Here is a 23235-nt window from a genome sequence, read left to right as displayed (position 1 = left end):
GTCAATCCAGTGTGTTTTTGTAGATCACACCGTCCTTCATGATCAGGCGGATTGTTTCTGGGCTTTCAGGCCTCGGGTCGGCCCCAAACCATTGATCACCCGTACCAACCACCGAGAAATCTTCGAGCGGATTACCGTCGATCAGCAGGATATCCGCATAGGCGCCTTCCTCGATCACACCGAGCTTGCCAGCCGTGTAAGGGTTCGAAAAATCGCCTGACAAAGCTACGACCTCACCGCCGATTGACGTAAGTGTCACCATCGACTGGTACGGTCCGAAGAACTCGTTATTGAGATGTTTTTCATAAGCAATCTGGATGTTGCATGCTTCCACTGATCCCACGCAATCGGTCTGAAAGCCGCGTTTTACCGGGCATTCCTTCATATTCGGAATGTAGTTCGCGAAAGTCGCGGACGCCGATATCGCTTTCGCGAGGCTCTTGGGCTCGTTCTTGACCGATGGGATATCCAACAAACCCGGATCAAAAGCCGTGAGGTTAGTCGTTATGTAAGCCCCTTTCTCGTTCATAATCTCGGCAATCTCGCAATCGAAGGAGAAGCCGTGTTCAATGGACATTACACCGGCCTCAAGGGCGTTCATGATTGCTTCCTTGCGGTAAGAATGCGCCATGACATAGGTGCCGTATTCGTTGGCAACCTGAACGGCAGCTTCGATTTCTTCCTTGGAGCCGGCGAGCAACTGCCATGGGTCAAACGCCGAGATCACCCCACCCGACTGCATGAATTTCAGCTGTGTCGCCCCCATGCGCATGTTATTACGACCATACAGGTAGACATCATCGACACCGCTGACTTGTTGCGCCATGTTCAGATTACCGAAGTTGGTCTGTCCGCCCGGCGGCGAGGTGAAGGATGCGAAGTCAGCGTGGCCGCCGCGTGTCCCGAGGAACGCGCCTGACGCATAGTGACGTGGACCGACGATCTGTCCGGCGTCGATGGCCCTCCGCAGACCGCCGTTGGCGCCGCCAGCATCTCTTACAGTCGTAAATCCTTGCATCAGGTACATCTCGGCCATCCTGGTTCCATGGATGCCAAAATCCTCCCAGGTCGAGTTCGTTTCCATGGAAGCGATAGACGGTCCCATGAGCATGAGGTGTGCGTGAAGCTCAATGAAGCCCGGTGTGAGTGTCCTACCGCCGCCATCGATCACCTCCGCATTGGGGGCATCGATCGCATCAGTTGAGACGACCTTGATAAGGTTGCCCTCAACCAGAACGCTTGCATTTTCGATCCGCTGTTCATTCACACCGTCGAAGACATGCACGTTGGTAAACAGCGTTTGGGGTTCTTCTTGATCCTGAGCCTGCGCGGTCGCCGAAAAAGAAAGAACTGCCGCGACAATTGCCGTCGAGTAAAGAGACATTCGTAAGCCGGACATAAGTACTCCCTTCATATTCATGTTTTGCCAACTATAGTCTGGAATTCATTGGCTCGGTTGCCCCTTTTGAATTAGGATGTACGAATGTGACTGCAAAAATGGCCACTTCTTAAAGCTAATCCAACAAGGGTTATGAGCTTGCCTTTCAACTCCACCTCCCGAGAGCATAGCGAGGGCTTTGTTCGCCTCTCTTTAGCCGCTCCCTTTCTGCAATATCTCACCGAACGTAAGATCAATCCGCAACCAGCATTGGATCAGGTCGGCTTGAAAGCTGAACTGATGACTAACCCATCCGTGTTCGTTCACTCCGAGTTGGTTTACGGCTTGGTAAATGCTTTCTCAGAAGTATCAGGGGATCGATACCTAGGACTGAATGTAGGGGAAGCGTTTGACCTACAAGGATGGCCGCCCTTCGCTCAAGCCTTGCAATCTACAAAAACGCTGTTCGAGTTTTTTACCCGCTTTGTTGAGCTCGTGCCGCAGGAGTCCAATTCTGTGCGGCACAGCCTTGTCATTGAAGCAGACAAAGCGACTTATCGTATCGAGAGGCAACAGGAACCAACCGTCCCACCCATTCAGGTGACCGGTTTTGGTGCCGCAATCTATGTACGCCTATTGCAGACCGTCGTCGGAGAGTCCTGGGACTCTTCCCGTGTGCGATGGGAAAGCAGATACATCAATGGGCTGCCTATCGACTACAAAGGGATCGAGGTTGGCCTTGGGACTGATCCCGGAATGCAAATTAGTTTTCCTGTGGAATGGTTGTTTTTGCACCACGTCTCTGAGGGTTCTGCCAAGCCCATAGCATCACTTCGACAAGATGAAGAAGTAACCGTGGTGGCAGCTTTGCGATCTGTCTTACGCGACAAACTGGATGAAACCGATTTGGGACCAGAGATGGTGGCTGGAATGCTGGGAATACAACCGGAACGGTTTCTGAAAGCGCTTCAAAAACAAGGCACAACGCTACCGCGCGAAATCAAACGGCTGCGTATCGATGTCGCCAAGGAGCACCTCAAACAAAACCAGATGACAATTGCAGAGATCGGACTGATGCTCGGCTATTCTGACAAGTCCCATTTCACTCGCTTTTTTCGAGGTCAGACCGGAATGACACCGACCAAGTTCCGAAGCAAGTAAATGTGGTCGAGCCAAATGAACGCTTCGAAGATTAGGTCCTCGTGGGATCAGTTCGGAGAAGTTGTAGTGCGACGTTGAACAGGTTAGTCGACGACATGAATGGTTGGTTGCCACCGCCGATACAACCTCTGCAACTGGCCGTTTCGTTGTGTATTTCGGAGTTAGCAAAGCTTGGTTGCGAAGGTCCGCTTCGGGCTGCGTGCGGCCAATCATGCTAACAGCAGACAACGATGGCACCGAGCCCATTTCAGTCGTTTACAGCAGACAACATGATTTCCTGAACGTCGCGCATGTCCTAGTCAATGGCTTGGTGCAAAACTGAAAAGCGTGATTGTGAATGCCTGCTTCAGGCTGGGACCAGCCAATCATGCTTGCTGCGGAGAACGGCAACACTGAGCCCACTTTGACCGATGCTGCGCGATCCCCCAATTACAGCAATGCGCAGGATAGGGACCATTGCATAGTTTGAGGACGGCCCAGACCTGCCGTTCACTCGTAGCACGGCATGCTGCGGTGCGGCCCGCCGAACCTGATATTCGCTGCAACGGCTAAATCTGCGGATTGGCGAATTACACAGTGCGGACCCAACCGCCGGTGCCCGGCTATGGGTGAAGGCCGGCTTTGGATAGCCGTGTCCAATTAAAACCCATCAATAGGACCATTCTCACAGCCAAGGTCGTCGAAACGGACTTGAGTATGGTGGCCGAACTGGCAGCATAGATCAATGGAACAGAAACCTCCGGCCAGATCGGCAGAAAATCTGACAACGGTCGAGGACGCGTTGGGTAGCACATCATCCCTCATGATCCCTCATGGTGTATGAAAATTCTTTCAGGTTGCAATTCGAAATCTGGGCTTGTCTCATGCGAGAGTGTCAGCGCGTGTCGAAAGGCTGACGAGATCAGAACCAACTCGAGATGGGGAACAGCCGAGTGGACACCGTCGAAATCAAATCCTTGTATCGAGCCTCGGGCACATCGCTTGCACCGAAGCTGCGCAGATTACCTGCAATGGTAGCTCTCTTTGCAGCCACCATTGCACCACCTGCCAAAGCTCAGGAAGACCTCAGCGAGATCAACAACGGAACAAATCCAACGCTGCTCACGACGCAGTTTGGGCTTCAGTATCAGTTCAACCAGATCAATTCCGACCTGAACACCGGTCTGTTCGAGGCCTTCTATACGCAGCCTTTTGGTGAGGGTGGGAAACGGGCCTTCCGGATCACCGTGCCCGGATCGGACAGCCCGTTCAACGCAAACCCCATCTTCGGCGGAAAGCCAGGGGTTGAATTCACGCTGGGCGACATCAGCGTTACCTACATTGACGTTTTTTACCTTACCGAGAAAAACGGGGCCGCTTTCACTTTTGAACTGTTTCTGGACACAGCAGAAACCGAAGCCGCCGGCTATGGTCAATTTGCCGGTGAAACCTCGGCCTTCTACGCGTGGTTTCTCAACAACGGAGCAATTTTCGCCCCGGCCTGGGTTCAGACATTCGGACTGGAGGGCGGAAATGATCAAGGTCAGAATGTGAACACTACCACGATCGACTTCTACTATGTTCCCAAGCTGAAAAATCCGCGTTTCTACCTGACCTTCGACCCGGCCATCATCCACGATTGGGAAACGGACGCGACGTTCGGCAGCCTACAGGTGACCGCGGGCATGCTGACGGGCAAGGCATTTGGCGGTGACGGTCAAGTGGGTGCTGTCAGACAAATTCGAACCAGTCTCAGTTTGCCGCGGAAACCGCGAACCTATCCGGAACAAAGTTGACGCCACTCGCTAAGAGCGGCGGCGCGTGTCAGCTTGAAGGTGTCTCGGCTAGTGAGCGATCTTTCCTGGTTGAAGTGGTTGTAGACGGAGGAATGGACGGAGGCGAATTTCTGCAAACTTCGCATGCGCCTGAAACGCTGCATTGCGCGTTCGCGTCGTCGGAACTGCAAGTGCGAATTCTCAACCCGGTTATTGAGCCACCGGCCCGTCTGTAGTTTTTCGAGAGCACCCAAATCTCTAAGCGCCGCCTTGTAGGAAGCGAAGCGATCCGTGACGAAGTTGTTCGCTTTTCCGTGCCGCTTCATCAATTTCTTGAGGAATTTCAGTGCTGAAGCTCTGTTTCGACGTTTGGTGACAACGGCTTCCAGCACTTCGCCCTCATGATCGACGGCACGCCAGAGGTAGTGTCTCTTGCCATTCACCTTCACGAAAACCTCGTCCACATGCCACTTCCATTTGGAGTATGCTCTCAATTGCTGAACACGCTTTCTTCGGATTTCAGCAGCAAACATTGGGCCAAACCTGTTCCACCAATATCGGACAGTTTCGTGGCTAACATCGATGCCTCGCTCATGCAGAAGATCTTCGACATTCCGAAGCGAGAGAGGGAAACGGACATACAGCATCACTGCAAGGCGGATGATCTCGGGGCTGGTTTTAAAGTATTTGAAAGAGGCCGGTCTGGTCATGGGCAAATGCTACGCAACCACCCTGCCCCGCTCAAGCAAAGTTCTTCTGACAAGACCCTTAGCAAACCTTCGAACTCAGTCGAAATAACTTCTCGAGCAGAGTTGTGGTAAGGTGTCTTCAATTATGGAGGAAAAATTGTTTCGCTTTCTTTTGTCAGCAGCTCTCATTCTGGGGAGCCCAGTCTTAGCTCAGGATGCAATAAATCCGACAGGCCTTTCCGGTCCTTCCGGTCGACCCTATTCACCTTACGCTGAGCGCGCATATCCAACTCAAGTCTATTTTGGTGACACTCACGTTCATACTGGTCTTTCCGGGGATGCTGGTGGAGGCGGTACGCGCCTCATGCCGCGCGATGCCTATCGGTTTGCGCGCGGAGAAGAAGTTGTGTCGAACACGGGGCAACCTGTAAAACTGTCGATGCCTCTCGATTTCTTCATGATTACAGATCATTCGGATGCGATGGGTGCTATCACCGACATCATCGGAGGTTCTCCCAACATCTTAGCAGATGAGCAAGGCAGATATTTCCATGAAGAATTCAATAAGGGTGGCGAAGCCGCACTAGCGGCAGCGCTCGAGCTTACAGCGGCGTTTGCTCAAGGACAGGTTTCGCCTGCGCTGAACTATCAACCGGGCAACCCCGCGTACGCCCGTGTTTGGGACGACATTATCGATGCCGCGGAAGAGTACAATGATCCAGGCGTGTTCAGCACCTTTATCGCCTATGAATGGACATCACTTGTTGCAGGGAACAATTTGCACCGAAATGTGATCTTTCGCGACGGCCCGGAGCTCACAAGACAGATACTGCCTTATACAACAACGCCACCTGTGGGCTCACCTAACCCTCGTGATCTTTGGAAATGGTTGGAGAACTATGAGCATACGACAGGCGGGCGTGTTCTTGCTATTCCACATAATGGGAACTTGTCTAACGGCTGGATGTTCCCGTTAGTCGATGACTTCGCGGATGGGGTGCCGTTAGATCCCGCATACGCAGAAGCGCGAAACAAATGGGAAAGACTATACGAACCAACTCAGATTAAGGGAGATGGTGAGGCCCACCCGTTCCTATCACCAGACGATGAATTTGCTGACTTCGAAACATGGGACTACGGCAATCTGGATGCTTCTGTTCCGAAAGAGCCAGAAATGTTACCTGGTGAATATGCTCGATCCGGGTTACTTCGCGGCCTATCTTTGGAAAAGGGTTTGGGAGTAAACCCTTTCAAGTTTGGCCTGGGCGGGGCTAGTGACACACACACAGGCTTAACGGCTCCAGATAACGACAATTTCTTCGGGAAGTTCACCGGTTATGAGCCCAGCGAAGAGCGCAGCCAACATGTCAGCAAGACCTATGCAGACGGGAATGTTGCGCTGCTTTCGTCGCAATATATTACTGGCGGTTTGACAGCTGTATGGGCGCAAGAGAATTCCCGCGAAGCCATTTGGGATGCGATGCATCGGCGTGAAACCTACGCAACTACAGGACCTCGAATGCGCGTCCGAATGTTCGGAGGATATTCTTTTACCGAAGAGGATGCCTTGCGGCGGGACTTGGCGCTTGTGGGATACACCAAGGGTGTGCCGATGGGTGGGAATCTTGGCCCAGGGGAAGGCGCACCTTTTTTTTGGTATATGCGCTTCGTGATCCGATGGGAGCAAACCTAGATCGAATCCAGATCATAAAGGGCTGGATAGATGCAGATGGAGAGCAACGGGAAAAAGTCTACGACGTGGCCTGGTCTGGTTCCCGCGAACCAGATGCCGCTGGTAAGTTGCCGTCAATAGGCACCACAGTGGACCTTTCTATCCCCTCGTGGACTAACACGATTGGAGCCTCTGAGCTGGGAGCCGTGTGGGAAGACCCGGATTTCGATCCCTCGGAAAGCGCATTTTATTATGCCCGGGTTATAGAAATTCCAACCCCGCGCTGGACGGCGTATGATGCAGTGAAGTTCGGAATAAACATGCCGGATGGTGTCCCTATGACAGCACAGGAACGCGCCTATACTTCGCCGATTTGGTACTCGCCACAACAATAGTTTGAATTTACGATGTCGGTCGGGCATGGGCTCAGAGCAGCCATTCGCTGCGTTCCGTCTGACTGACCTCTTAGCAGACAAATCCGCCGTTCCCCGAGAAAACGGATAGGCATACCTTTTTAATGATCGCCTCCACACGTCTTCCGGCAACTAGAGATCTTATTCACCGATCATGCCACCGCCCGTTGGCAGGTATTAGGCAAGTTGCCGGTTCTAACAGTCTTTTAACGTGGTAGTGTTTTCGAGCCAACTTGCGGGAAGTAACCATGAGTCAACGTCGCCTTGCTGCAATCGTGTCTCTCGATGTCGTCGGCTTCAGTCGGATGATGCAGGGTGGCTCCAAGCTACTTCTCAAAACACTGAACACCTTGTACCGCGATTTGGTAACGCCGATCGTTGAGCAAAAGTCTGGCCGGGTGGTCAAACTGTTGGGCGACGGAGCATTGATTGAATTTCCGTCGGCCGGAAACGCCCTAGAAGCGGCAATTGCGATCCAAACCGAGCTAAGAGAGCCAGACCATCCCTATTTGGTTCCGGAACGTATCCAGCTTAGAGCGGGTTTGCATGTCGGCGACGTCACCGTCGATGGCGACGATATCTTCGGAGACGGCGTCAACATCGCTGCGCGGCTCCAATCGGCAGCCGTACCCGGGGGCATTCTGGCCTCAAAGGTACTTTGTGATCTTGCCGGAGCGGATTATGCCAAACGATTACGCCGGGAAGGGCTACATACGTTCAAAGGCATTGAACAGCCGATCGAAGTGCTGTCGTTCAACTTCACCGATGAACATGTGTCCAATTCGCGTGCTCGCTTCGCCAAAACACAGGAAATTCGTTTTTGCAAAACTGACGACAACATTAGTCTGGCCTGGAGCTCAGTTGGAGACGGTCCTCCGGTCGTAAAGGCGCCAAGTTGGATTGGACACTTGGAGCTTGACTGGCGCAATCCGGGGAAAGCTCCAATTTATACGTCCATCGCTCAACGGCATCGTTTGGTCCGTTTTGATGCCAGGCTCAACGGTCTATCCGACTGGGACGCCGAAACATGCACGTTCGAACGGTTCGTTGATGACTTGGAAACCGTTTTCGACGCAGCGGGTATCAAGCGCGCCCCGATCCTTGCGATATCGCAGGGGTCAGCAGTGGCAGCCGCCTTCGCAGCGCGCCGACCTGACCGCGTGTCTGCGATCGTAATGATAGGTGGGTTCCCCGTTGGTCGGGCAAAAAGAACATCACAAAAAGATGTGGAACGCGCCAACGCAATTAAGCAAATGATGACTGCCGGGTGGGACGATGATTATCCGTCTCTGCGTGATTTGATGGCGCAAATCATCGTGCCGGGCGCGAGCCAAGAAGAACGGCGGCAATATGCCGAAGATATGCGCAAGATGATTTCACCCGAAAACATGGGGCGGTATCGCGGTGTGATTGATAACATCGATATCTCACCGATATTGTCCAAGGTCGAGGTGCCGTGCCTTGTTTGTCATGGGACCAGTGACAGGATGCAACCGGTCGAACAAGGACAATTGTTTGCGAAGGGATTACCCAACGCGAAGTTCATCGCCTACGAAAGCTCCAACCATACCATCCCGGACAACGACCCGGAATGGCCACGTTTTGAGAGGGACGCCCTGGCTTTCTTGGCTGAACACAGCTGAATTATTGCTCCAAGTATCTTCGGGTCTGGCGCTATATCTCTCAAAACAAATGCAACAAGAGTACTTCGCCAGAGCAATGGAACAGAGAGTTGCAATAAATGCGGACAGGCTGTCCTACGCCCAAGACGGCGAAGGAGAGCCCGTGGTCTTTGTTCATGGATCGAATGCAGATCATCGGGTTTGGGATGCGCACCGTGATCTAATCGCCCCACACTACCGGATGATCAGATTGACGATGCGTTACTTCGGAACAGGTGCGTGGCCAGACGACGGAGAGAATTTCAGCATACAAGTCCTTGCAGATGATCTCGCCGAGTTCATTCGAAGTCTGAAGCTTGAACCAGTGACACTTGTTGGGTGGTCTTTGGGCGCAGGGGTTTGTCTAACGATGGCAGTACAGCATCCAAGGCTCGTTAAGCGCATGTTCCTTTACGAACCCGCGTTGGCAACGTTTGTTTCTGACGAGGAAAAAGCCCAAGAGGCTCTAAACGATCGAGTCACAATGAGCGAGAAAGCTCGCATTCTAGCCGAAGCAGAAAACCTTGAAGGTACGGTTCAGCAATTCGTGGATGACGTTAACGCGCAGTATGGCGCATTTAATGGGCTTCCCGAGGATATTCGGGGGATGATGGTTGAGAATGCGAGGATGCTGCCGCTGCTCTTCGCCGGACCTCCGGCACCACCAGTTTTAAGCCAAGATCTGCAGGAGTTGGCACTTCCTGTTGCGATCGCTTTGGGTGCTCAAAGCCGCACTTTCTACCAAATTACCACTCGTGCCGCACACTCGTTGATCCCATCAAGCCAATTGAGAGTGATCGAGAATGCCCGGCACTTGTTCCCCGTTCAGAAGCCGGAAGAGTTTTGCATAGCGGTGTTGGACTACTTGAAGCACGATGTACCTGCCGAGACGAGGTAGGCCTGTTTAACGCTCGTCGCGCTAGATATCACATGACAGTTTAAACCATCTAAAAAGTCTGTTCTGGGCCCGATGCGGACATTGGCCTGAATATCGCGAACGGCTGCAATGCGGACAAAGCCGACATTACGAAAATCATTCAAATGCCTCTCAGTGGTCCAAAGTGGATCACCAAACCACAGTCTAGAAATCTCCGCTTAAAGTGTTTGTTTAAGCCAAGTAGCAAGTAAGCTTCGCAACTATTGAACTTCTAAATGTCCGGGCGGATGTAGTTCAAGATTGAGTTCATCCGAATGATGACCTTACGAATAACATGTGTGGCGGACGCGCTTTCTGTGTAAATCGCCGCGATTCCGGCGGCACCAGGCGGGATCTCATCTAGGATGTTTGGATCGTCGAGAACTATCCTTACAATGAACGGTTCGCTCGCGATCTGACCTGCCTGATACACCGTACCGGTCACCTGCGCTTGCCCTTGCGAGGCAATGTCGAGCACGGTTTCGACGGTACCTGTTATCAACACACCTGGCATTGTTTTGAAAGCCACTTCGACAGGCTGACCCACTTCGATGTGGCGGAGATAAATCTGATGGACTTCGGCGATCACAACTTTTTCGGCTGTGTCGACAAACACTCCCGCTGGAGCAAAGGGAAACGTAACCACGCGCTGACCTTCAGTAATCGCGAGATTGGTCAGGTATCCCTCTGATGGCGCACGGATAATCGTCTGTTCAAGATTCCATTCAGCCTGGTTAAGGGACGCTCTGGCCTCAGCCAGTTTCGCGACTTCACCGTCATCTGTGAGGGCACTGATTTCCACCTCGGCACGTGACACGGCAGATCGAGCTTGATCTACAGCGCCTTCCGCAGCTTCCAGGCTGGCTTCTGTTGATTCGAGTCGGCTTTGAGAGATCGTACCGCTGACGGCCAACCTGCTGTCATCTTCAAAACGTAGTTTTGCGAGGTCCCGTTGCGCAAGAGCCTGACGTAATTGGGCTTGTGCTGAGGCAAGCGCATCTTGGTCCTGACGAACCTGTGCCTCAACCCGCGCCAGGGTGGCTTCCGCCTGTCGAGCGGCTATCTCGAAGGGCTCCGGATCGAGGCGAAAAAGTACTTCACCTTCTTCCAGCGGAACGTTTGGTTTCGCTGCAACTTCGATCACCTGTCCCGCAACATTCGGAACAATCTGGGTGGCGCGTGTTAGGACCTTTATCGGTCCTGAAGGAGCGCCCCACTGCATTGGAATGAAAAGAAAGATCAACAGCACGACCATCCACACAATCGTTGAAAGCCATGTGGCCTTGGTGTTGGGTAGAACCTTCATCTTTACGAGAACGAACAAAACCGCGACATAAGCTAGGGTTAGAAAGACAATCATGCGGTCTCTCCTGAATCCGCACGTCTGCCCCCGCTCGATTCAATCTGTTTTGACAATGGCGACCTTGTGAAAGCCCATATCAAAGCGAGCGGCCAGAAAACCCCAAAAGTCAGAGCTCCGACCCAACCTGCGACATTGATCGCGTCCCGTTGTGGATGACTGCGCTCTGTGGCGATTTTGCCTGGCAACATGGCCAGGTAAATGAACCCGACCAGAAATGTGAGGATCAACACAATCAGCACGATCCACGCAAAAATATCCAATCCACTCATTTCGATTTTCTCCAGCAGCCCCAACCTCTTGTGTCGACCACCGGACCTTCAGCAAAGTATGGCGGACAGTTCGAGCGGTTACAGATTTTATGCGGATCAGTGTGGCCGATCCGCACGATCGACGGTCAATTAGCCTATGGCTAGGCTTGCGTACTCAATGCGGCGCGCAGCTCTTTTTCATCACTGACCGATAAGGATGTTTCGATCACTTCGCCCTTGAGGCCCTCGAGTTCGTTGAGCAGCTTTGTCGGACGGCTGGTCCAGCCGATCATTGCAAGCGCAGAGGTATCTGGCTTCAGTTTGGAACCGATCATAGCCGCCAGACGGTCTTCGTCATCGGCCTGATCGAGGGCTCCGGCCAGTGTTCCCATCCCGGTTCCAGCAGCCGCCCCAAGTAGCAGGCCAGCCGCCGGATTGCCTGCCAGCGCACCAATCATTACGCCTGTCAGGCTACCCATCGCACCTCCGCCGAGCATACCAGTCGCGGTGAGCGTGTCAGAGTTCTTGATCCGGATGTCGCCAGCTTCATTCCGCGTAATCACTATGAACTCATTAATGTCGGCCTCCCATTCCTTCGACATTTTCGCGACGCGAAGTAGCGCCTCGTCCGCGGCATGACGGCCTTCAAAAAGTATGATGACAAGGTTGGACATTGGTTCTCTCCCTTTGAAATTTTGAAGCCAGTGAACGCGACGTCTTTGATAAACTTACCGTTTGCGTTGTGATCGGGAGTAAATCGAACGCCCCAATCGTATCCAAGCCGGGTTCATTTCACGGAGACATCGACGGTCTCGACACGGTGAATACTCGGCAACCGATAGGATCCATCATTGAACTCAGCATGCGCCCCTTAGGCTCGGACTTAAAGAAAACAGCTGCGACTTTGAGTGACGGCATGGTTGATTGACTAACATCAGAGTTGACCTTGCATGTTAAAAGAGCAGCAGGGGCGCAGGACGCCGCCCCCGCCTGACGGCGATCAGTCGCCGCTTACCAGCTCGAACTCACCGGGCCGCCAGGACTTGTCGAAGAACGCCTTCTCGGGGAAGTAGAGGCGCAAGAAGGTGAACCAGCCCTTTTTCGGATCGGTCTCGATCCAGTTGCCCCGCTCCACACCTTCCGGCTGTTCCGGCGCGAACCAAATGGTTGTCGAACCGTCCTCGTTTTCCACGGCTGCCGGGCTCGGGTAGGTCTGACTGCCCGCACGCGGATAGCGCTGCGATGTCTGCAGCATCCCGCGTGATTGGTTGTCGTAGACCGTCATCGACCAGAAGCGCGCCGCGGGAATGTCCGGCGGTAGATCCAGCTTGTAGGTCTTGGCGCCGTCGAACGGGTTACCATCGGAATCGACATTGGCAATCAGGTACTGCGAGCCGATGTTTTCGAGCCGCATGATCATCGCCGGTGTCACGCCAGTAGCGGTGTAGAACCACGACGTCCGCGAATGATACTTGCGCGCGCCTTTGTCCTCCAACGGCTTGATCTCTCCGTCTTCGACCACACCCGGCGGGTTCATGAAGTCATAGCCACCTGCCCAAAGACTTGCCCACCAGGCCGAGTCCTCATCGTAGTATCGGAAATGGTCCCTGGGATGTGCGCCCATGCCAAGGGTACGGGCCCCGGCGTTGCCGACCGCGACTGCCTCATCAAGGATCCGTCTCATCCGCTCATCCGGATTGAACTCTTCACCCTTCACGATGCCAATTGCAGCTGCTTGCCCTGCAAGCTCGACATCAAACGAAGAGGCAGGTTCCATCTGGATCACTTCGTGAAGCCACTCGTAATGGGTGAAATCGTTCGGTGGGATGGTGTTGAACGACACGCCAGTGCCGTTGACGAACCGAGGAGAAGGATGTTCCGTGGTTACACCGGCGATTGGCGCTTCGCCCAACAGAAATGACCCGATGCTCGTGCCCGTTCCACCCGGAACATAGGGGTAGATCTTGGTGTATTCTTTGACCGTGTCCATCGGTGGCTTTGGGTCATTGTCCTCAAGGAACGCACGCCCCAGCATGAAGACCCGGTTCGTGCGGGAATGGGCCACATAGTAGCCGCCTTCGGGCAGTACGCCGTCATATCCCGGGGGCACCAGCAAATACCGGCCGCCTTCACCGCGGTCAGGGCCGGGGAAGCCGAAATCGATGACCCAACGGAACCACATGTCATCGAAGATGCCCAGCACATTAGGCGGGGTCTCGACAACCATGGGGCCATCGTTCAGGTCGATGAATGACAGGAAATAGGGTGTGTCGGCATTCGCCGTGAGAAAGAGCGAATGCGCGTCCATCAGTTCTTCGAACAGCAGCACTTCGTTGTGCTGCACGCCGATGTCGAGAAAGCCTTTGTAGAAGCCGTGCATCGATACGACCTGGATCGTGTTCATGAAGGTCTCAATCCCGTGAAGGTAGTCGAGCTCATCCTGCACCTTCTGGGCTGTGTCTCCCGTCGGATAGCCGTCTTTGAACGTCAGAGTTCCGAGACGCGTCGATTCTACCTCGTCAGGCGTTGTGAGAAATTCTGGAATGGGTTCGTATTCGACCTCAGCGTAAGCCGGGCTCAATCCCGATACCGACAATGCCAGAATTATCGCGATGGATATGGTGGTTCTTCTTGTCATGAAGAGTGTTCTCCAGATTCGATTTGAGGGATAGCTGTTGATGTCTTCGTTGCGCAGACAGGGGCTGATGCCCCTGTCCACACCTGAACACCTCGGTTACCGCAACTTGACCTCGACCTTCTCCAGCGTGCCGGGGAAGTCGAAGGGCACGTGGTAGCTTTCGCTCACGGGTTCGCCCGCGTCGGAGCCGATGTCGAATGTCTCATCGAGCGAGATTCGGAAGCCCATGGTGCGCTCGACCCGACCCTCGCCAACGAGTTCATCGTTAACGAAAAGCTTGCCCATGCCGCCCTTGCCGACGCCGCCGCCATCATACTCGAACTCGTAGCGGATCGTGTGCTTGCCAGCCGACAGAGGGTCGCCCTCAATGTTGTAACGTTCAAGATTGGCAACATTGTAGGTGTAGACCGGCTTGCCATCGAGCACGTAGAGCGCCCAGCCGCCGAACCGGCCGCCCTGGGTGACGAGCATCCCGTCATTGTCCCCGTCAGCGATCTCGATATGCGCCGTGATGGTGTGCGACTTGTTTTTGAAGTCGGGCGCGGTGCCTTCGGGAATGCGTGTCATGTTGTCGTAGTAGGTGAACTCTGTACGACCCGCCGTCAGGCTGGGGCGCAGCGAGACATCCATGCGCTCCACCTTGCTGCTGACAATCGGCAGCACGTCATATTTTGCTGCCTCGCCGTAGAACAGAAGCTGCAACTCTGCCAGTTTCTCGGGGTTCTCTGCGGCAAGGTTGTTGGCCTGGGTGAAGTCCTCGGCAACGTTATAGAGTTCCCAATCCCACTCGGTGATTACATCGGTCGGCTTTACCACGCTGACCCAGGGGGCTTCCGGCGGTGTGGTGGTCGCCATCCAGCCGTCACTGTAGATCGCGCGGTTGCCCAGCATTTCGAAATACTGGGTCCGGCGGGTTGAGGGTGCCTCCGCGTTATCGAAGGCATACATCATGCTGGTGCCCTCGATCTCGGACTGGGCCACCCCGTTGATCGAGGTCGGTGCTGGCAGGCCAGCCGCTTCGAGGATTGTCGGCATGATATCGATAACGTGGTGGAACTGATCACGGACCTCCCCCCGCGCTTCAATGCCAGCGGGCCAGCGGATGATCATGCCGTTGCGGGTCCCGCCAAAATGGCTGGCCACCTGCTTTGTCCATTGGAACGGCGTGTTCATCGCGTGCGCCCAGGCCGAGGGAAAGTGGCCGAACGTATTCGGTCCGCCCAGCTCATCGATGCGCGCATACGTGTCCTCGAAGGGCACGGGGATGTTGTTGAAGAACGTCATCTCGTTTAGCAATCCATCCGGGCTGCCCTCAGCCGACGCGCCGTTGTCACCCATCAGGTAGATAATCAACGTGTTGTCGAGTTCGCCGGTTTCCTCGACCGCGTCGATGATGCGGTTGATCTGGTAGTCCATGTGCGACAGCGCCCCGGCATAGACCTCCATCATGCGGGCATAGAGCTCTTTCTGCTGATCATTCAGCGAATCCCAGGCACGAAGCTGTTCCGGACGCGGCGTAAGCACAGCATCCTGTGGAATGATGCCGCGCTCTTTCTGACGCGCGAAGGACTCTTCGCGTACGGCGTCCCAGCCCTGATCAAACTGGCCTTTGAACCTGTCGATCCACTCTTGCGGGGCGTGGTGCGGCGCGTGACTTGTGCCCGGCGCGTAGTAGACGAAGAAGGGCTTTTCCGGTGCGAGCGCGTGCTGTTCCCGGATGTAGTTGATGGCCCGGTCGGCCATGTCCTCATCCAGGTGGTAATCATCGGTGTTCGGCGGCTCAATCGGCTTGGTGCCGTCAAAGATCGCGGGCGTGAACTGGCTTGTGTCGCCACCGATGAAGCCAAAGAACTGCTCGAAACCAAGCCCCGTCGGCCACAGGTCGAACGGCCCGGCCTGGCTCGACTGCCAGTCCGGCACGTTGTGGTTCTTGCCATACCAAGCGGTGTTGTACCCGTTGCCTTTCAGGATCTCGGCAATGGTGCCGTTCTCTTTTGGCATCAGCGAGTTGTAGCCCGGGAAACCAGTGCCCAGCTCCATAATGACGCCGGTTGAGTTGGAATGGTGATTGCGCCCGGAAATCAGCGCCGATCGGGTCGGAGAGCAAAGTGCCGTCGTGTGCATCCGGGTGAACAGGAGGCCATCCTCGGCAAGCCGATCATAGGCTTCGGTTGGCACGGGACCACCAAAGGCAGTCGGCGCGCCAAAGCCCACATCGTCCGGCATGATCAAGAGAACATTGGGCGCACCCTCGGGTGCGGACACCTGCCGCGGAAAATCGAGACTCGAGTCCGAGGTGCGGAGCGCGATATGGCCACCAAACTCAGTCATTGGGACCGGCAAGACCGAGCGATCCCAGTCATCTTGGGCCACAGCTGGCGCGGCAGTCAGGGCGAGCGTTCCTGCCAAGAGCGCCATGGGCAACCTGGTCAGTTCAAAAAGTTTCACGGCTGTCTCCTCCTTTTGATTTGAACTGCGCGACGCACCTCGTTTTGTCAGACTGCTTCCATGTCGCGCGGCATGAAGCGCGAGCCAGAATGAAACCGCTACCTTTTGGCAGCGCTCTTCGTAGGACATGTCCGGGAGGCGCCGCGTCGAGTTCTTTTTGCTGCAGTGTTGTAGGCACAAATCGCTTAATCTAAGAATCAACACTAGCGCCCAAGGAACCAACTATTGTCTTCAAACACACGGGAAGATCGATCGTTTTGCCGTCCCGACGACTCGAGACAGGTCCGTGCGGGCCTGTTGCTGGGTTTGTTTAAGTGCCTGTCTGATCCCATGTTTGGTCTGGGGAAAGGTCTCTCCGCAGAGGTAGCGGGGCTCGATGTTCCGAATCAGGCGGAGCGTTGGATGCCCGACGGCACCTACCTAGAGGGCCTCGCCCGCATCGACCACCTCGATGATCTTGGCGGGATCATGCTGAGGGCAGGTATGGACCAAGAGTTCGCGGATATGGGGCTTTTCGGCAAAGCCGTCATTCATTCTGAGACTATCTGGGCCGCCCTCTGCATTCTGCGCGACACGGTTCCCTATATCGTTCCCGGGGTCAGTGTTGGCCTCCGAGTGCGAAGGGATCGTTGTCGGTTCACGTACGTTCACCCCTTCGGCGTGGGCCCGGAAGCCTCGCTCGATGTGCAATACACAATCGGACTGATCTGCAACCTTCTCGCCCAGCGCACGGGCACACGCAGCGCGCATATCCGGGTGAGCTATCCCGGAGCGCGCGCTCACCACACAACACTTCTCAGTGGCGTGAGCCAGGTTTCGGAGGGTGATATCGGAACAGTTGAGTTCGATGATCACCTCTTGCGGACGCCGCTCAAACACTCCAGGCCCGACCTGTCCGATCTCCTTCTTTTGGCCATGGCAGAGGCGCCCGAAGTGCCCAATGCGTCCTGTGAGATGTCCGACCTCGTAACTCATTTGCAATACGCGTCATTGCGCACCAACCAGCGCCCTCTTGCGCAAACCGAAGTCGCTAACCTTCTCGACAAACCGCTCAGAACCCTCCAGGATGCCCTAAAAAAAGAGGGCAGCCGTTTTGATCGCCTCCGCGATGGCCCGCGCCATGCCATCGCGCGAGAGGCTTTACGGCAAGGCCGCGAAATTGACGAGGTCGCTCAAAGCATTGGTTTTTCGCACCGGCAGAACTTTTCTACGGCCTTCTCAAAGTGGGAGGGGTGCTCTCCATCAGAGTTCCGGTCGCGCGGAGGCACCTGACCCTCTTCTCTGGCTAGCAAAAGGCATTGAGCAGTGGAGTTTATAGCCACGAGACAACCGACCAGAAGCATTCAACGTGTACGCGAAAGGCTTACTTTGAGACACCATTACTGCTAGATAGCAGTGGAGCGATTTCCGTTTCGCGCTTAGTTCTGCCTGTTGCCGCGTCGAGTTCGAAGGTCCGCTTTGGGCTCTGAGCAGTCGGTCAGCCAGGATTGCCCCAACGACAGCTTCCGAAATCCGAACGGCGGCTTTACTGCCCCGCCACGCCCAACAAAAGTTCGTCTGACAAGACCAGACGGAGGGCCCAAAAGTTGTTACGAATGGGAAACTCACATAGCTTTGGCCCGAGGGTAACTCAGTCAGGCTTTCCCCTGTCTATGGAATGGGCGATGAAATGCTCGGCACGGTTTTGATTATTGCACTCATCGCGTCAGAGGTCATTGCGATTGTTTTCGCGTGGCGCGCTATCCAGACGGCGCGTACTCCTCAAGGCGCGATCGGTTGGGCAATCTTTCTTGTAACAGCACCTTACCTTGGTGTGCCGCTTTATCTGTTTCTTGGACACCACAAATATCGTGGCTATGAAATAAGTCGTGCCTCAAGCGAACAGGTTCTTGAAGGTGTGGCGACTTATCGCGAACAACATAGGCCTAAGTCCAAACCCAAGAACGACACAACACTTTTTGAAAAGATCGCAGAACTACCCGGAGTAGACGGAAATGGTTTTCAGCTTCTCATAGATGGTGAGGAGACGTTCTCAGCGATTTTCAAGGCGATTGATACTGCAAAATCATACGTGCTTGTCCAATCCTATATCGTCAACGATGATGGCGTTGGCCGAGCCCTTTGCGATCACATGATCAATGCCGCTGAACGAGGGGTGTCGGTCCGCTTCATGGTCGATGCTGTAGGAAGCAAAAAGCTTCCTCCCACCTATTTTCAGCGCTTAAAGTCAGCAGGGGTAGAGTTCGTCGATCCGAAGTCGACAAGGGGGCCGAAGTACCGTTTTCAGCTCAATTTTCGCAATCACCGCAAAACAGTAGTTGTCGACGGTCATGTGGGCTTCACGGGTGGTTTGAATTTCGGAGACGAGTACAAAGGACTCGATCCACGTTTTGGTAATTGGCGCGACACACATGTTCAGATGACTGGCCCAGTAGTTTCCCAGCTTCAGTTGATTTTCGTGGAAGACTGGCACTGGGCAACAGACGAAATACTGATCGATGACCTGAATTGGAATGCCGATCGAGATAAAGCTGACATGACATCACTTTTGGTCGCTACTGGTCCGGGTGACGAACTGGAAACAGGGGCCATGTTCTTCATATCCTGCATCGCTGAAGCTAAGAAACGAGTGTGGATTGCATCTCCTTATTTTGTGCCAGATATCGATATTCTGACCGCGCTTAAACTAGCGGCGCTACGCGGCCTAGATGTGCGTATATTGGTCCCGGAGGTCATAGACCATACCGTTCCTTGGTTGGCTGCCTTCGCATACTTTGACGAGATCCGCGACGTAGGAGTCAAAGTGATGCGCTATGATGCGGGTTTCATGCATCAAAAGGTCGTACTTGTTGACGATACGCTTGCAGTTGTCGGAACCATGAACATGGATAACCGGTCGTTTCGATTGAACTTTGAAGCCATGGCGGTTTACTTTGATGATAGTGCTGCATCACAACTAGAAGCGATGTTTGAAGCTGATTTCGAACGTTCCTTCGAACTTTCGAAAAGGCTGTCGCAGCAACCAAAACGTATCAGAATTGGTGCTCCCTTGTCCCGACTAGTTTCGCCTTTGTTGTGATTGGTAGTTTGCACCTTCTTGTAGAGAGACTTCGCCGTCGTTGAAAAAAGCGGGCCAAGCAGAGTCGATTCCACAGCGCCAAACGGATAGGAGGCAATACGCCGCACATTTTCTTCCAGATGCTTTGCCTCACCCAGCCATTCCGACTATGCCGCCTTGATATCGTCCATTGCGAGATCGCGAAATTCAATGACAGGTTCCGGTTCTCGTTCAGCGCTCATTCGAGGCGCGACAAGCACCGGGACGACAGCAAGATCCAGGCTCAAACAGCAAGGATTCCGCCGCCCAGCGCTTTCCCGTAGTTATCGCCCAGACAGAAGAACAGGCAACGTTCCCAAAAAATAGGCCAATCACTGCAACAAGCATAGCAAAACCACTAAGCCAGATTGATAGCGTGCCACCGCAAGACGACGGCGCGCGATCTGATCGCCTGTCCCTTGCGGTTAAGAAATGAACAATCGTCGAGATGGCAATTTTGCAAGGACACTACGCGATTGAGACTATCTCGCTCAGAACACCCCAATTAAAATGACGTAGCCACGCCATACGTTTGAGTTTTTCAAAACTTTTCGCGTTTAGTGATCCTCGCTTGTTTCCGCAGACTAAACTGCTTTCTTCATACGTTCGTAGGCGGCTTTCATCTTCAGACCCAGCTCGCGGGCCGCTTCTCCGACTTCATCTTCGGACTTTTCGAACTGAGACTTACTCAAGAACGAGTCCCAGTCACGCATAAGGCTTTCCCATTCATCCTCTGCTTCTTTCGCACCAAGATGAAGTTGCAAACGAAGCTCGTCACGTGTTTGCTTGAGATCATCCATCCATTTCGCAATATCAGCCATGTCAATCTCTCCTATCGCTGCGGGCCAGAACTTATTTAATGATGTAAGTATTAGTTTAAATTCAAAGTTCTGTATACTCTCGCAGCGCTACAGTTTTGCTAATTTGGGATTGGAATTGAGATCCGAACCAAAAGCCAAACGCTTGACTGCGATACCCTCCAAACACTTTGCATGCACGGTTCAACCACTGTTTGCTGATCCATTACTCGCCGTCATCGCTGCAGCCACGTTCAATCGATTACAGGGGCAAATAATGGTGGCTTAAAAAATTTGACAACCTGGCCGCCGTTTTGACACTGGTAGAGAACTTCATCGATATAGTCGCGCCCCTGTTAAGCGTAGACTATTTATCTCTACTGTCGAAGTCTGCGCGAAGTTGCTCAATTTCCTCTTCAAACTCTTGGCGTTTTTTGGATTGGCCTATATGCGACAACACCGATTGATTATTCTTTTTTGAAGCAACACTCTGCTCTTCCAGTAATTGACCATCCGCTGACAGAACTATTGCGATCCACCGTGTTGCGGGGATTTCTGCACAAAAAACCATAACGATTACCGTCATCGGTATCGCTAAAAACGCGCCGATCCCGCCCCAGACAGTGGCCCAGAAAGTAAGAGCGACCATTACCATGAACGTGCTGAGGTTCAGAGAGCGACCTTGCATTTTCGGCTGTATGACATTGGCGATGAACTGATCCGCAAGGCCATAGCCAATCAACACGATTAAAAACGGCCTCATAGTATCGAATTGGATCAGAGCAACGAGAGAGGGCAGCGCAATTGCGATGAACGCCCCAATGTTTGGAATGAAGCCGGCTACAAACACGGTCAGTGCAAGTAGTGGCGCAAAGTCCAAGCCAACCCACGAAAAAATGGCGAATGCAACAACGCCGCTCATGGCACTTGTTACTGCATTCACCCACATATACTGCTTCACGCCATTGGAAATTCTCGAAAGCACTTTCTTGGCGCGATGTGCCTCTTCCTCCCCAGAAGCCAAAAGTGGCAATTTAGTAGCCCAAGCTAGTCGTTCAGCAGTCAAGAAGATCAAATAGAGCGTTATAAGGCCAAGCATTGAAAGTGCTCCGCCCACTCCGCTCATTGCTGCAGTAAACCAACGCCCTACATCGGCTTGCTCCATGGCTTGTTGGATTGCGATCACGATCTTGGGTCCGAGAAAACCTTCCAGTTGTTCCGACAAAATTGAGAAGCGCTCCCGGTATCTTGGCAACGCGTCTTGAACATCATCCGCTGATGAAGCGGCAACAAGACCCAGAAGAACGACCGCTCCGACTATCAAAACCGTGCTCAGAAGTTGAGCTAACCAGCCGGGTGGCGACCAGCCAATCAAACTGGTGTGCTGAATCTTATCAACAAGCGCAGAGGTGAGAATATAAAGAAGACCCGTTACCGCAAGAGGAATGAGAAACCCGCGCCCGAACCACAGAGCGCAAATCACGAGAGCGATAGTGACCATCGTGAGGAACCAAATCGGCACTTTTGTATTGTCTTCGCGAGTTGGGTCCAAACAATTGAGTCCTATTGGTAAACTTGTCTCAAATTGAACACGTTATGCATACAAAATACAACATCGCTTAATCGGCTGGGGCACTTCGCGCAGTTTGGGGGCCACTGTCCGACCAGTCTGGCAACTCCGACGTCCAGACGCCAACAAATTCGGACGCGGATGAAATGACTGAAATAAGCACCCGTGCATTTTTGGAGGATGAGGTAGCGAAAGAACTAAATGAACCAAAGAGCGCAGAGACGAAGGTGTTCTGCAAAATGAAAATGGCTCGTTAGCCACCAGTTCGTTTGGCTTCAGCTTTTTCCTGCGTGCTCTGCCATATGTATCGTTTGGGTGGGGTAGGCTAGCGCGGTGCCTGCCCTTGCGACAGTCTCTAAAACTTCTAGGGCAAGGCGTTCACTTGTTTCCAGATAGTCTGAATAAGTACCAGACTTCGTCCAGGCATAGAACTGAATGTCGATGGAACTGTTGCTGATACCCGATACGTTAACGTACTTGGGAGCATCATCATCGAGTGAGAAGGCCCCACTGTTCTTCAAGAACTCACTCAAATCACGTCTAACTTTTTCAATTTGGTCACGGGACGACGAAAGAACAAGTGGAATTGAAATCAGGATACGCCTGTGCTGCATTCTTGAGTAATTTTTAACAACAGAATTTGACAGATCAGCATTCGGAACATGGCGGGGCACTTGGTCGAAGCCAACCACGAGTGTGGAACGCAGATCGATCTTTTTAACCGTCCCCAGAAACTTGCCATCAACTTCTATGGCGTCTCCGGTGACAAATCGAGCCTCGCTTTGGTTGGTCATTCCCGCGATCAAATTCCGTACTAAGTCCTGTGCAGCGATCGCAAGCCCTGCGCCCAAAACACCGACGCCAGTAAGAGCTCCACTAATGTCGACGTTCCAGACCTTCAATATCGCAGTAAGTCCAAAGATAAAAATGGCGAAGCGAGTAACTCTAGTGGTCCAGTCGGCCTCAAGGGTTACATCCTGAAACTCACCTGTTTTTAAGATTGAAACAAAGTTACCCGCTAGTTCATACCAAGTTGCAAACACAGCCACTATGGCAGCGGTCGCTAGAACGCTCCTAAAGAGGCCACCTGTAAACTCGGGAAGTTCCAGAGCTTCAGAGACAAGGAAAATCGATAGGGCTACAAGAAGTACTTGAGTAGCCGAAACGAGGCGTTCACGCGTCGCTTCACCAATCTCGGAAGATAAGTTTGACAGCAATGCATTGAGCGCTGAAACCACCACCATGGCCAGTGCACGACGAAAAACCAAAACCGCCGCACAAAACACGATCGCGGCAAGGGCCGCGGGATGATCTACTGAGCTCCACCACCGTGACAGAGCATCACCGTAAGTGGAAAGTGGCTCTCGAAAACTGTTTTCTTCCATAAATTCGATTTGTAACTCCAGCAAACGGCTGTGTCGAACCCGCTT

16 protein-coding genes and 1 pseudogene are annotated in these 23235 nt (G+C 53.4%); 7 read left to right on the top strand and 10 right to left on the bottom strand.

From position 1 onward, the window contains the following. Window position 1: 1 nt before the first annotated feature. On the bottom strand, window positions 2-1384 hold the full coding sequence (locus tag ACR3EK_RS04945; RefSeq protein WP_480632822.1) for an amidohydrolase family protein: 1383 nt from the start codon (window positions 1382-1384) through the stop codon (window positions 2-4). A 147-nt stretch (window positions 1385-1531) separates the two neighbouring features. Here ACR3EK_RS04945 and ACR3EK_RS04940 point away from each other — a divergent pair, with 147 nt between their 5' ends. Both ACR3EK_RS04940 and ACR3EK_RS04935 read left to right on the top strand, forming a co-directional pair. After that, window positions 1532-2539: a helix-turn-helix domain-containing protein gene (locus ACR3EK_RS04940; protein ID WP_170357373.1), complete on the top strand. Its 1008-nt coding sequence runs from the start codon at window positions 1532-1534 to the stop codon at window positions 2537-2539. A 932-nt stretch (window positions 2540-3471) separates the two neighbouring features. Further along, window positions 3472-4314, top strand: a complete 843-nt coding sequence (locus ACR3EK_RS04935) for a hypothetical protein (RefSeq protein WP_480632821.1) — start codon at window positions 3472-3474, stop codon at window positions 4312-4314. Here ACR3EK_RS04935 and ACR3EK_RS04930 read toward each other — a convergent pair. Further along, window positions 4296-5003, bottom strand: a complete 708-nt coding sequence (locus ACR3EK_RS04930) for an IS6 family transposase (protein WP_480632820.1) — start codon at window positions 5001-5003, stop codon at window positions 4296-4298. The genes ACR3EK_RS04935 and ACR3EK_RS04930 overlap by 19 nt on opposite strands. A 124-nt stretch (window positions 5004-5127) precedes the next feature. Here ACR3EK_RS04930 and ACR3EK_RS04925 point away from each other — a divergent pair. The 3 genes and pseudogenes from ACR3EK_RS04925 (at window position 5128) to ACR3EK_RS04915 (ending at window position 9626) form a co-directional block, all read left to right on the top strand. Next, window positions 5128-7049 (top strand): annotated as a pseudogene (locus ACR3EK_RS04925) (DUF3604 domain-containing protein). A 266-nt stretch (window positions 7050-7315) separates the two neighbouring features. Then, window positions 7316-8710 carry an alpha/beta fold hydrolase gene (locus tag ACR3EK_RS04920; protein ID WP_480632819.1) on the top strand — a complete coding sequence of 465 codons (1395 nt, stop codon included), beginning with the start codon at window positions 7316-7318 and terminating at the stop codon, window positions 8708-8710. Window positions 8711-8759: 49 nt separating this feature from the next. Further along, on the top strand, window positions 8760-9626 hold the full coding sequence (locus ACR3EK_RS04915; RefSeq protein WP_170800535.1) for an alpha/beta fold hydrolase: 867 nt from the start codon (window positions 8760-8762) through the stop codon (window positions 9624-9626). A gap of 250 nt (window positions 9627-9876) precedes the next feature. Here ACR3EK_RS04915 and ACR3EK_RS04910 read toward each other — a convergent pair whose 3' ends face one another. The 5 genes from ACR3EK_RS04910 to ACR3EK_RS04890 form a co-directional block, all read right to left on the bottom strand. Next, entirely contained in the window at window positions 9877-11004 is a 1128-nt protein-coding gene (locus ACR3EK_RS04910) for an HlyD family secretion protein (protein WP_170422152.1), read from the bottom strand. After that, entirely contained in the window at window positions 11001-11276 is a 276-nt protein-coding gene (locus ACR3EK_RS04905) for a DUF3302 domain-containing protein (RefSeq protein ID WP_170422179.1), read from the bottom strand. The genes ACR3EK_RS04910 and ACR3EK_RS04905 overlap by 4 nt, the downstream gene beginning before the upstream one ends. Before the next feature lie 140 nt (window positions 11277-11416). Beyond that, complete coding sequence (locus tag ACR3EK_RS04900) at window positions 11417-11929, bottom strand: DUF1269 domain-containing protein (protein WP_480632818.1); 513 nt, start codon at window positions 11927-11929, stop codon at window positions 11417-11419. 326 nt (window positions 11930-12255) lie between these two features. Next, the gene (locus tag ACR3EK_RS04895; RefSeq protein ID WP_170612385.1) at window positions 12256-13893 is read right to left on the bottom strand and encodes a DUF1254 domain-containing protein; all 1638 of its coding nucleotides are present in this window, start codon (window positions 13891-13893) and stop codon (window positions 12256-12258) included. A gap of 96 nt (window positions 13894-13989) precedes the next feature. Further along, a complete protein-coding gene (locus tag ACR3EK_RS04890) occupies window positions 13990-16341 on the bottom strand; it encodes an arylsulfatase (protein WP_348540085.1) in 2352 nt (783 codons plus the stop codon). A gap of 402 nt (window positions 16342-16743) precedes the next feature. Between ACR3EK_RS04890 and ACR3EK_RS04885 the strand changes: the two genes are divergently transcribed. Both ACR3EK_RS04885 and cls read left to right on the top strand, forming a co-directional pair. Beyond that, complete coding sequence (locus tag ACR3EK_RS04885; RefSeq protein WP_480632817.1) at window positions 16744-17613, top strand: helix-turn-helix transcriptional regulator; 870 nt, start codon at window positions 16744-16746, stop codon at window positions 17611-17613. Between the two features lie 385 nt (window positions 17614-17998). Further along, complete coding sequence (gene cls / locus ACR3EK_RS04880; protein ID WP_245223189.1) at window positions 17999-19420, top strand: cardiolipin synthase; 1422 nt, start codon at window positions 17999-18001, stop codon at window positions 19418-19420. Window positions 19421-20022: 602 nt separating this feature from the next. On the opposite strand, the gene ACR3EK_RS04875 is transcribed toward cls, so the two are convergent. From ACR3EK_RS04875 to ACR3EK_RS04865, 3 genes are all read right to left on the bottom strand, one after another. Next, a complete protein-coding gene (locus ACR3EK_RS04875; protein ID WP_170422163.1) occupies window positions 20023-20259 on the bottom strand; it encodes a hypothetical protein in 237 nt (78 codons plus the stop codon). Between the two features lie 343 nt (window positions 20260-20602). Beyond that, window positions 20603-21787, bottom strand: a complete 1185-nt coding sequence (locus ACR3EK_RS04870; protein WP_170422165.1) for an AI-2E family transporter — start codon at window positions 21785-21787, stop codon at window positions 20603-20605. A 293-nt stretch (window positions 21788-22080) separates the two neighbouring features. Next, window positions 22081-23190 carry a mechanosensitive ion channel family protein gene (locus tag ACR3EK_RS04865; RefSeq protein ID WP_170422168.1) on the bottom strand — a complete coding sequence of 370 codons (1110 nt, stop codon included), beginning with the start codon at window positions 23188-23190 and terminating at the stop codon, window positions 22081-22083. Window positions 23191-23235: the final 45 nt, after the last annotated feature.

This window comes from Ruegeria sp. BC8 (assembly GCF_056535705.1).
Note: the sequence above shows the minus strand (reverse complement) of the source record. Positions and strands in the feature narration are given on the sequence as shown.